The sequence below is a fragment of the Streptomyces canus genome (assembly GCF_030816965.1).
Classification (GTDB): Bacteria; Actinomycetota; Actinomycetes; order Streptomycetales; family Streptomycetaceae; genus Streptomyces; species Streptomyces canus_E.
This window is the reverse complement of the sequence record NZ_JAUSYQ010000002.1, coordinates 8,676,157-8,687,111: the sequence shown is the minus strand read 5'-3', so window position 1 is coordinate 8,687,111 and position 10,955 is coordinate 8,676,157. Positions and strand designations below refer to the sequence as shown.

At 65.6% G+C, this 10,955-nt stretch carries 9 protein-coding genes and 1 pseudogene; 2 read left to right on the top strand and 8 right to left on the bottom strand.

Annotation, left to right across the window (positions count from 1 at the left end; translation table 11 throughout):
• The 7 genes from dxs to QF027_RS40540 all read right to left on the bottom strand — a co-directional run bounded on the left by dxs (position 1) and on the right by QF027_RS40540 (position 6,675).
• A complete protein-coding gene (gene dxs / locus QF027_RS40570) occupies positions 1 to 1,929 on the bottom strand; it encodes a 1-deoxy-D-xylulose-5-phosphate synthase (protein WP_307082676.1) in 1,929 nt (642 codons plus the stop codon).
• Positions 1,930 to 1,998: 69 nt separating this feature from the next.
• Complete coding sequence (locus QF027_RS40565) at positions 1,999 to 3,066, bottom strand: polyprenyl synthetase family protein (protein WP_307080426.1); 1,068 nt, start codon at positions 3,064 to 3,066, stop codon at positions 1,999 to 2,001.
• Complete coding sequence (gene ispG, locus QF027_RS40560; protein WP_307080424.1) at positions 3,063 to 4,256, bottom strand: flavodoxin-dependent (E)-4-hydroxy-3-methylbut-2-enyl-diphosphate synthase; 1,194 nt, start codon at positions 4,254 to 4,256, stop codon at positions 3,063 to 3,065. Before ispG ends, QF027_RS40565 begins: the two co-directional genes overlap by 4 nt.
• Positions 4,253 to 5,326: a 4-hydroxy-3-methylbut-2-enyl diphosphate reductase gene (locus tag QF027_RS40555; protein ID WP_307080422.1), complete on the bottom strand. Its 1,074-nt coding sequence runs from the start codon at positions 5,324 to 5,326 to the stop codon at positions 4,253 to 4,255. Before QF027_RS40555 ends, ispG begins: the two co-directional genes overlap by 4 nt.
• Positions 5,327 to 5,423: 97 nt before the next feature.
• The gene (locus QF027_RS40550) at positions 5,424 to 5,999 is read right to left on the bottom strand and encodes a cytochrome P450 (RefSeq protein ID WP_307080421.1); all 576 of its coding nucleotides are present in this window, start codon (positions 5,997 to 5,999) and stop codon (positions 5,424 to 5,426) included.
• 8 nt (positions 6,000 to 6,007) lie between these two features.
• Positions 6,008 to 6,583, bottom strand: coding sequence for an ATP-binding protein (locus QF027_RS40545; protein WP_307080419.1), 576 nt, complete (start codon positions 6,581 to 6,583; stop codon positions 6,008 to 6,010).
• The gene (locus QF027_RS40540; protein ID WP_307080417.1) at positions 6,580 to 6,675 is read right to left on the bottom strand and encodes a DUF5999 family protein; all 96 of its coding nucleotides are present in this window, start codon (positions 6,673 to 6,675) and stop codon (positions 6,580 to 6,582) included. The genes QF027_RS40545 and QF027_RS40540 overlap by 4 nt, the downstream gene beginning before the upstream one ends.
• A gap of 283 nt (positions 6,676 to 6,958) precedes the next feature.
• On the opposite strand from QF027_RS40540, the gene QF027_RS40535 reads away from it, so the two are divergent.
• Together QF027_RS40535 and QF027_RS40530 are read left to right on the top strand one after the other, a co-directional pair.
• Positions 6,959 to 9,274: an ATP-binding protein gene (locus QF027_RS40535; RefSeq protein ID WP_307080415.1), complete on the top strand. Its 2,316-nt coding sequence runs from the start codon at positions 6,959 to 6,961 to the stop codon at positions 9,272 to 9,274.
• 164 nt (positions 9,275 to 9,438) lie between these two features.
• A pseudogene (locus QF027_RS40530) lies at positions 9,439 to 9,540 on the top strand (IS6 family transposase); the annotation flags it as partial.
• A gap of 42 nt (positions 9,541 to 9,582) precedes the next feature.
• On the opposite strand, the gene QF027_RS40525 reads toward QF027_RS40530, so the two are convergent.
• On the bottom strand, positions 9,583 to 10,098 hold the full coding sequence (locus tag QF027_RS40525; RefSeq protein WP_307080413.1) for a helix-turn-helix transcriptional regulator: 516 nt from the start codon (positions 10,096 to 10,098) through the stop codon (positions 9,583 to 9,585).
• Positions 10,099 to 10,955: the final 857 nt, after the last annotated feature.

The following is a 10,955-nucleotide window of genomic DNA, read 5'->3' as shown; positions in this document are numbered from 1 at the left end:
TCAGCGGCCAACGGCCGGGGCGGGACTGCAAGGGACGGCTGTGGCGCTGCATATCGGAATCTGTGGGCAGAGCGTCGGAGTGAGCCCGGTGGTGGCGGCAGCTGCTTGGCGGGCGATGCCGTCGGCGGTGAGACCGACCTCGACCAGGATCTCCTCCCGCTTGGCATGCCCGAGGAACTCCTGCGGGATTCCGAGGGTCTGCAGAGGCACGTCAACTCCAGCGTCTCGCAGAGCTTGGGCGATGGCGGTGCCGATGCCACCGACTCGGCAGTTGTCTTCAACGGTGATGACGGCGCGGTGCCGGGCAGCCAGGCTGGGCAGGACCGGGTCGACCGGCTTGACCCAGCGCGGGTCGACGACAGTGGAGGTGATGCCCTGAGCGTCGAGCAGGTCGGCTCCCTCCAAACAGTTCAGCGCCATCGTCCCTGCTGAGACGATCAGCACGTCCGCTGAGTCATCTGCGCGGCCGCGTAGCACGTCCATTCCTCCCACCCGCCCGACGGCTGGGACTGCGGGACCCACGGCACCCTTGGCGTAGCGGACGACGGTTGGAGCATCGGTGACTTCAAGGGCTTCACTCAGCTGAAGGCGCAGTTGGTCCGCGTCCCGTGGCGCAGCTATCCGCAGCCTGGGCACGACTTGAAGGATTGACATGTCCCACATTCCGTTGTGGGAGGCGCCGTCGGTGCCGGTAATTCCGGCCCGGTCAAGTACGAAGGTCACACCACACTGGTGCAGGGCGACGTCCATCAGGACTTGGTCGAAAGCACGGTTAAGGAAGGTCGCGTAAAGGGCGACAACGGGATGCAAGCCGCCGGTGGCGAGGCCGGCAGCGCAGACGACGGCGTGCTGTTCAGCGATGCCGACGTCAAAGATGCGGTCAGGGTAGGCCTTGGCGAAAGGTGCGAGACCGACCGGATGCAGCATGGCGGCAGTGACCGCTACGATGTCCTTTCGCTTGCGGCCGTGGGCGACCATCTCTTCGCCGAAAACGGTCGTCCACTCCATTCCGGGGGCACTCACCGGCAGGCCGGTTTCGGGGTGGATGACACCGACGGCGTGAAAGCGATCCTCATCATTTTGCAGGGCGGCCTCGTAGCCACGCCCTTTTTCGGTGATGCAGTGCACGATCACTGGACCACCGACGCAGCGTGCTTCTCTAAACGCCGACTCCAGCGCCGCCAGGTCGTGACCATCAACGGGACCGATGTACCTAACGCCGAGAGCATCGAACATGCCCATTGGAGCGCCGATGGGGTCGATGCCTTCCGTGGCATTGCGTGGGGAAGGGGACTCGGCAGGAATCCGCTTGGAGCCGTTCGAGGTACGCAGAGTGGCCAGATGCCTGGCGAAGCCGCCGACGGTAGGGGAGTAGGAGCGCCCGTTGTCGTTGAGGACGATGACAACGGGCAGGTCTCTTTCGTCGGCGATGTTGTTGAGTGCTTCCCAGGCCATGCCACCGGTGAGCGCGCCGTCGCCAATGACGGCGACAACCGGACGGCTTTTTCCTTGCACCCTGTTGGCCCTGGCCAGACCGTCGGCGTAGCCGAGAACGGTGGAGGCGTGTGAGTTTTCGATCACATCGTGTTCCGACTCTGCACGGGACGGATAGCCGGAGAGGCCGCCCTTCATCTTCAGGCGCGAGAAGTCATGGCGACCGGTAAGTAGCTTGTGAACGTAAGCTTGGTGCCCGGTGTCGAACAGGATGCGCTCACGCGGGGAGTCGAAAGTCCGGTGCAGGGCGATGGTGAGCTCAACGATCCCAAGGTTTGGACCGAGATGGCCGCCCGTCTTTGAAACTTCTTCGACCAGGAAGGAGCGAATCTCTTCAGCCAGTTCCGTGAGTTGTTCTGCGGTCAAGGAGGCGAGGTCGCGCGGGTGACGGATCTGGCCGAGCAGGGGGCGCCGTGAGGTGCTGGTACGGGCCAGCGGAGTGCAGTCAAGCGCCGGCAAGGAGGCACCCTCACCGGTACGCGTGTTGGGTATGGTCACGTTCTGTCACCTCTCGCGCTCAACGGCGAATTCGGCAAGGGTTACGAAGTGTTCGCGCACCTCGTCGGGCATGGAGACCTCACCGAGACTGTCCAGGGCCTTCTCGTGCTGGCGGCGAGCCTCGTGCTGAGTCCAGGTGCGACCGCCGGCGGCCTCTATGAGTTCGGCGCGCTGAGCGAGTTCCTGCTCGGCCTCATTCCCGGTGTGGGCACTGGCGAGGAGTTCGGCGAGCTGGCGGGAGGCTGTGCCGCCCTCAGTGAGGGCGGCACATACGGGCAACGACTTCTTGTTTCTGCGAAGATCACTCCATCGGGGCTTGCCGGTCGACTTCGGATCGCCCCAAATACCCATCAGGTCGTCAATTGCTTGGAACGCGAGCCCCAGGTGATGGCCGTACCGCTCCAACGAATCTGCCGTGGCATCGTCGGCGCTGGCCAGTACGGCACCGATGGCCGTGGCACAGCCCAGCAGCGCACCGGTCTTGGCGCCCTCCATGTCCAGGCAGTCTTGGACACTGATCTGGGCACGGCGTTCGAAGGCGAGGTCGCGGGCCTGGCCGTCGATCAGCCTGCGGCTGGCCGTGGTGAGCCGACGCACCGCACGTGCCTGGTCGCAGAGCTGGGTATCGTGAATTGATCCATTCAGGAGGACATCGGAGGCGAGTGCCAGGAGGGCGTCACCGGTCAGGATGGCCAGAGTGGGACTGAATACCGTCCATGCAGTGGCACGGTGGCGCCGAAGTTCGTCGCCGTCCATGAAGTCGTCGTGCAGCAGCGAAAAGTTGTGCACCAGCTCGACAGCCACGCCGCCGAGAACCCCGGCTTCGCGTTTGCCGCCTATGGCTTGGGCGGATAGCAACGCCAGCGCGGGCCGCAGCATCTTGCCACCACCTGTGGTTGGCCTGCCACGCCGGTCGGACCATCCGAAGTGGTAGGCCGCCACCATGTCCAACGGGGAGGCCAGGCGGCTCACGGCCTTCCGCAGTTCAGGCACGCACAGGTCGCGCGAGTGCTCCATAAGCGCGGGCGCGGACGTCCGGAAGCGGGAAGATGCGCTGGCAGGGTTCTGTGTCATGGCCGTCCTACAAATACTGTTGGTGAAGAGAAGACTGGTTCGCCTGGTGCAGAGCGATCCGGCTCAGTGCCGCTGTCCTTCTCCATCTGTTCGGCGATCTTCATGGCCTCTTCGATGAGGGTCTCGACGATCTTCGACTCGGGCACGGTCTTGATGACCTCGCCCTTGACGAAGATCTGGCCCTTGCCGTTGCCCGAGGCGACGCCGAGGTCGGCCTCGCGGGCCTCGCCGGGGCCGTTGACGACGCAGCCCATGACGGCGACGCGCAGCGGGACGGTCATGCCGTCGAGACCGGCGGTGACCTCCTCGGCGAGCTTGTAGACGTCGACCTGGGCCCGGCCGCAGGACGGGCAGGAGACGATCTCCAGGCGCCGCTGGCGCAGGTTCAGCGACTCCAGGATCTGGATGCCGACCTTGATCTCCTCGGCCGGCGGCGCGGAGAGCGAGACGCGGATGGTGTCGCCGATGCCCTGGGAGAGCAGCGCGCCGAAGGCGACGGCGGACTTGATGGTGCCCTGGAAGGCGGGGCCCGCCTCGGTGACGCCGAGGTGCAGCGGGTAGTCGCACTGGGCGGCGAGCTGGCGGTAGGCCTCGACCATGACGACCGGGTCGTTGTGCTTGACCGAGATCTTGATGTCGCGGAAGTCGTGCTCCTCGAAGAGGGACGCCTCCCAGAGGGCGGACTCGACGAGCGCCTCGGGGGTGGCCCTGCCGTACTTCTTCAGGAGGCGGGCGTCGAGCGAGCCGGCGTTGACGCCGATCCGGATCGGGGTGCCCGCGTCCTTCGCGGCCTTGGCGATCTCCTTGACCTTGTCGTCGAACTGCTTGATGTTGCCCGGGTTGACGCGGACCGCGGCGCAGCCGGCGTCGATCGCGGCGAAGACGTACTTGGGCTGGAAGTGGATGTCGGCGATCACGGGGATCGAGGACTTCCGGGCGATGGTGGCCAGCGCGTCGGCGTCGTCCTGGGTGGGGCAGGCCACCCGGACGATCTGGCAGCCGGAGGCGGTCAGCTCGGCGATCTGCTGGAGGGTGGCGCCGATGTCGGAGGTGCGGGTCGTCGTCATGGACTGCACCGAGACGGGTGCGTCGCCGCCCACCGCGACCGATCCGACCTGGATCTGACGGCTCTTGCGCCGCTCAGCGAGCTTCGTCGGAACGGACGGCATACCGAGAGAAATCGCGGTCATGTCTTCACCCCTCCACCATCTGAATCAGGCGCATCGCTGGGATCACCGAAGACCGGATCAAGGTGAGCGGAGGCCGCTGGATTCCTCAGATCACGCCGCAGCTCCTTAGGCAGGGAGAACTTCACAGTCTCGGCAGCGACGGTCACAGACTCGACGTCGGTGTAGCCACGTGCTCCGAGGTATTCCAGCACCTCATTGATCAACAGTTCAGGTACGGACGCCCCACTAGTGAGCCCTACCGTCGTAACATTCACAAGCCAGGACGCATCGATCTCATCCACCGAGTCGATCAAGTAAGCTGCCTCGGCGCCACTTTCGCGGGCCACTTCTACGAGGCGCACAGAGTTCGAGGAATTGGGGGAGCCCACAACGAGAAGAAGCTCGCAATTGGGTGCAATTTCCCTCACTGCAGACTGACGATTCTGGGTGGCGTAGCAAATATCATCACTCGGTGGCGATTCAAGCAGTGGAAACCTACTCCTGATGGCGTCGACGGTCTCTTCTACTTCGTCAACAGACAGGGTTGTCTGCGACAGCCAGACAAGTCGCGAAGGGTCCCGCACCTGGATATTTTCGGCTTGGCTTGAGTCCTCCACGACCTGGATGTGATGGGGAGCTTCCCCGACAGTTCCGATCACTTCTTCATGATCGCGGTGGCCGATCAGTACAATGTCGTATCCGTCGTCGGCAAAACGGACAGCTTCCTTGTGAACCTTAGTCACCAACGGGCAGGTCGCGTCGATAGTGGAAAGTCGCTTGCCATCAGCTTCTTGCCGGACAGCAGGTGATACCCCATGAGCCGAGAAGATGACGATCTCACCGTCCGGGACTTCGTCTGTTTCCTCCACGAAAATCGCGCCTTTGCGTTGCAAGGACCGAACGACATGAGCATTGTGAACTATCTCGTGGCGTACATACACGGGAGGCCCATATTGCTCAAGGGCGCGCTCGACTGTGGCTACAGCACGGTCTACGCCCGCACACCACCCACGGGGGCTGGCAAGAAGCACTTTCCCGTTTATGGGGGCGCTAAGCGCACTTGAGTCTTGGCCATTCGCTTCAATCGGCATGGACCAACCTTTCATCGGCGAGGACACGGCGGACGGTCACTTAACGACCAAAAGATATTGACTACGCAACTTCAAAGAAAGGGGACGCAAGGCAGACTCAGGGGCGTTTGTCGATGCGCAGGAAGAGGCGTTCTGGTGTGAGATTTGCAGCCAGCCGCCGAGGCTTTATCGCCGTTCCGGGCGAAACAAGGGAAACCTCCCAGCGTCGCACAATTGCGATCAGTACGTGCAGGATCTCGTACACAGCGAATCGGTCACCGATACACTTTCGTCCGCCACCGGAGAAAGGAGTGAATCCAGGCCGCGAGGACAGCGGAAGTTGCCCTGACCAGCGCTCGGGAGAAAAAATCTCGGGACTCTCAAATGTTCGAGGGTCATGCTGAAGCTGATAGGAGCTGAAGAAAAAATCAGTTCCTGCTTGGAAGGAATTGCTCCCCAGCATAATCGTACTCACCGACGTTCTACTGGACATCCAGATCGCCGGGTACATGCGAAGCGTCTCGCTGACAAAGTTCAAAGTAGCAGGAAGCTCCTTGCGATATGCAGATATAGAGAGCCTATCGCTCGGTAGCGCATCCACTTCGCTTCGGATCTGATCAACAAGATTGGGGTTCGCAGCAAGCCTGTAGAGCGCCCAGGAAAGAGTGCTAGCCGACGTCTCTGTTCCAGCCACAAGAAGAGTTATGATCTGATCCCTGAGTTCCGCCCGCCGGTGTTCGCGGGCTCTCCTGTTGCGGGGAGCGGACGCGGTCGTGCCGGGGCGCGCAGGTCGAACCAGACGGTCTTGCCGGCCGCGGTGCGCTGGGTTCCCCAGCGGGCGGAGAGCTGGTCGAGCAGGTGCAGTCCGCGTCCGTGTTCCTCGTCGGTGTGGGCGCGGCGTTGCCGCGGCCGGGTGGGGCAGGCGTCGGCGACGGCGCAGCGCAGCGTGCGGTGCCCGGCAGTGCGGGAGATGCTCAGGCGGATCGGGCCTTGGGTGTGCGTGAGTGCGTTCGTGACCAGCTCGCTGACCAGGAGTTCGGCGGTGTCGGTGTGCTCGTGCAGGTGCCATACGGCGAGCTGGTCGCGGGTCAGCTCCCTGGCCCGGGCGCCAGCCCGCGTGGCGCGCTCGAGTGGCCAGGAGACCGTCTCGCGGGCGGGTCCGCTCCGGCGGCTGGCCAGGCGCAGAGCGGCCAGCGCGGCTGCTTTGGTCCGCAGCCGCAGCAGGCGGTTCAGCGGGGCGGGTGCGGCGGGACGGCCGGGGGGTGCGGTGGGAGTCATGACAGTCCCTGCTCGAGGTGCAGGGCCACAACGCGGGCCATGGCGTGGTTGGGCGCGTCCCGCGACGGACACGGCGGCTGGTGTACAAACATGGTTGAACCTTCGATCTCCACCGAAAACCAGTGGTGCAAATATCAGATCCTTCGGGCGTCGAGAAGGGGACCCGGAAACTACCTACAACGGCACCTACTTCTCCGTATCCGGCTGCGAACAGGGCGGCGGGAGCGTTTGCCCGCTGCGGCCAGCACCACCTGCGCAGGCCCGCCGAAGTCCTGCGAGGCCGCAAAGGCCCTGGACGCCGGGCGGCGCCGGGCCGATGACGTCGCCGATCTTGATGCCTGGCCTGGTGCCGGGCCCGTGGGATAGGCTTCGGTCATGACCAGCGGCTCTCGGACTGTGGGGATGCTGCCGAATGAACTGACGAGCTTCGTCGGTCGGCGGCGTGAGGCGTCCCAGGCCAAGGACCTGCTGTCGTGTGGCCGGCTGGTCACGCTGACGGGTCCGGGCGGGATCGGCAAGACGCGGCTGGCGCTCAGGGTCGCCGCGCAGGTACGCCGCGCCTTCTCGGGCGGGGTGTGGCTGGTGGAGTTGGCCCAGCTCACGGACGGCACGCTGCTGGGCCAGACGGTCGTGGACGCGCTGGGGCTGCGCGAGCACTCGCCCCGTCCGCCGCTGGAGATCCTGCGCGACCACCTGGCGGGCCGGCAGGTGCTGCTGGTCCTGGACAACTGCGAGCACCTAATCGATCCGTGCAGCGCGCTGGTCGGCGCGCTGCTGGAAGCCAGCCCAGGTTTGAAGGTCGTGGCCACGAGCCGTCAGGGGCTGGGGGTACGGGGCGAAACCACCCTGCCCGTGCCACCCCTGTCACTGCCCGGCCCCAAGGACCCGCCGCAGGGGTGCGAGGCGGTGAGCCTGTTCACCCAGCGCGCGGAGTCAGTGCGTCCGGATTTCGTGCTGACCGCGGACAAGATCCAGGTGATCGGCGAGATCTGCCACCGGCTGGACGGGATTCCCCTGGCCATCGAATTGGCGGCGGCGCGAGCAAGGGCGATGTCGGCCCAGGAGATCCTGCATCGGCTCGATGACCGGCTCGGGCTGCTGACCAGCGGATACCGAACCGCCGCACGCCGGCAGCAGACTCTGCGCGCCACGATCGACTGGAGCTTTGACCTGTGCTCCGAGCAGGAGCGGCAAATGTGGACGCGCCTGTCTGTCTTCCGCGACGGCTTCGACCTGGAGGCGGCCGAGGAGGTGTGCTCCGGCGATGGTATCGGGGGCCCGGAGATCCTCGACTTGGTGACCGGGCTGGTGGACAAGTCGATCTTGCCTTGCGAGGAACGGGGCACGAGTACGCGCTACCGGCTGTTTGAGACGCTGCGCCTGTACGGGAGGGAGAAGCTGGCCGACGGGGGCCAGGAGCACCTCTGGCGGGGCCGGCACCTCGACTGGTTCCGGCGCTTGGTGTGGGAAGGTGAGAACGACTGGTCCGACGCCCGCCAACAGCCGTGGGTGGCGCGGCTGGAGGCCGACCATGCGAATGTCCGCGCCGCCCTGGAATACAGCCTGAACGACTCCGGTCACAGCAGGACGGCGCTGGCGATGGCCGGCGCACTGTGCCTGTACTGGAACTTCGCCGGCGCCCTCACCGAAGGCAGGAGCTGGCTCGGCCGGGCTCTCGCGCAGGACACCCAGGACAGCCCCGAGCGGGCCAAAGCGCTGTGGGTCGCCGGCTGGTTCACCAACCAGCAGGAGGACACCGCTCAGGCCGTTGCCCTGCTGGCGGAAGGAAGAGCCCTTGCCGAGCGGCTCGGCGATCAGTCCGCCCTGGCCCGGACTCTCATGTGGACCGCCGTGTGCACCATGAGCCAAGGCGACCTGCCCGGCGGCATCGCCGTGGCCACCGAGGCACTGCAGCGCCATCGAGCACTCGGCGACCGCGTCGGCACCGCACTTTCGCTAGTAGTGCTCGCCCGGGCAGCCTCTCTGTTCGGCGACCCGCGATCCGTCGAACTCGGGGAAGAGGCGATCGCTCTGTGGGAGGACGTCGGCAACACCTGGGGGAGGGCCTACCCCCTGTGGATCGTCGGCCTCGAGATGCTCCGCCAGGGAAACCTACCCCGCGCCACTGCGCTGCTGCAGGAATGCCTCCGCCTCGGGCGCGCCTTCAACGATCGGCTCAGCTGCGGCTTCAGCCTCGAGGCGCTGGCCTGGATCGCGGGCGAGGAAGGCCGGCACGAGCGGGCGGCCCGGCTGCTCGGTGCGGCGCGACTCCACTGGAATGTCCTGGAGACCTCTCCGCTTTTCTTGGCGCCCCGGGAGCTCGCCGCCCGCGACCGGTGCGTGGAGCGGGCTCGCCAGGCACTGGGGCAGGCCGCGTTCCAGGCGGCCGTCACAATCGGCGAGGACTTCTCCTGGGAGGATGCCTACGTCTATGCCCTGGGCGAGAAAGCGCCGACCCGAGCCCCGGCCAGGATCAGGACCGGGCCTGCGGCGGGCGGGGCGCTCACACCGACGCGCCGGGAGCGCGAGGTAGCGGCCCTGATCGCGCAGGGCCTGAGCAACAAGGAGATCGCCGCCAAACTGGTGATCTCCCGACGGACCGCCGAAGGCCACGTCGAGCACATCCTCACCAAGCTCGGCTTCACCTCCCGCGCCCAGATCGCCACCTGGGCCACCCAGCAACCCGAATGACCCGCCCGTACGGCAGTCCTGCCCGGTGAGCATCCCCGACAATGCGGCGTCCGGGAGGCCGTTACATGATCGTTGGTCCTGCTGAAGAACACCTCCGAGGGCACTGTCACGTTGGTTGATGGCGTGGGATGATCTTCGGGTTGATCATGCTGGAGGGGCCGTCCGTGGAGAGCGCACCGCCGTCGTACAGGGGGCACCGGTACCCGGTCGAGATCATCTCCCATGCGGTGTGGCTGTACCACCGCTTCCCCCTCAGGTTCAACAACGGAGGGAACCGTCCGTGGCGGTGGCGGAGCCAGGGCCGCCGATCATATGTGCCCGGCACGGATGGCATACGACACCGCCTGCACCCGGTTACGCAAGCCGAAGCGGATCATGACGGCGGACACGATGTTCTTGATGGTGCGCTCGGAGTAGCTCAGCTTGACGGCGATCTCGGACAGGGTCATTCCTTCCGAGAGCAGACGCAGGACGTCGATCTCCCGGCAGCTGAGCCCGGAGGCGGTCAACCCCTTGGGACTGAGGACCTCACGATGGACGTATTCGATCTGATCCAGCAGCCGACCCTGGATGAGCGGGGGCAGACACGCCTGCCCGACCGCCACGGCGCGCACCGCGTGCACCAGCGACGCGCATTCCGCCTCGGCTCGCCACAGCACCGCCCGCACCCGATGCTCTGCCACAACGGCCGGGTCGACGTACCAGCCGCCGTCGGCAACCAGCACGAAACGGGCCTCCGCCGGTGCGGGCAGACCACGTAGCAGGCCCAGCTCCGAGGCGCCGACCGAGCTGACCGCGACCACCACGGCCTCGGCCTCCTCCATGGCCGTCACGGTGACCTGCGGACCTCTCCCCAAGCACGCCGCCAGACCGGCCTTGGTGAGCGGATCCACCGCTTGCACCGCCGCACGCACCGACTTCACGGTTCCTCCAACGAGTATCGCAATGCAAGATCTCAATTTGAGCGGCTCACCCTCATCAGTTCGCGGGCAGCCGGCGGTAAGCGTTCTTCTCAGGCATCGGCCACTCCTCAGCCCACCCAGCTGCCGCGGCGATGCACGCGCGCGGCCTCAAGGCGTCGGCAGGGGCAGCTATAGGCAGAGGAAGGGAAAGCGTCATAGATCCAAACCTTTGTCGGAGGGGCGTGTCGGGCCCGCGTACCTGCAGGCATCCAAGCGCCACGCAGGTTCGATCAGTAGGCAAGCATGTCGGTTGGTTTCGGTGCAGCAAATGGGGGAGAATACCCAAACCGCTACGCATTCACCTCCGGCTCCGCGTCCCGCGGGCCGTACGTGAAGAACACCACGGCCACTGCGCACGGGTGTTGAGCGACGCTGAAGGTGTGCGCCAAGGCGACGCTGTGGTTGTCGATGGGACGGGATGAAACGACCCCGGCGGCCGTCAGGCCGCCGGGGTCGTCGTGAACACGGTGTCGGCTTCATGCACGCGGTGTCGCTTGGCGTCTCGGCGATCGGGGGCGGCTGGAGAAACCTGTTGGGGAGGGCATCTCTCCTGGCTCTGGTGGTCGGGGATCATGTTGGTCATGAGCGAGCGTGAGGGTAGGGGGGTGGACCGCACTCCGCACCTCCACCTCGTGCACACCATGTCGTCGCGCACGAAGCAAGATCAGACTGCCCACCAAGATCAACACTCATGCCCACCGCGAGTGTCGCCAACCACC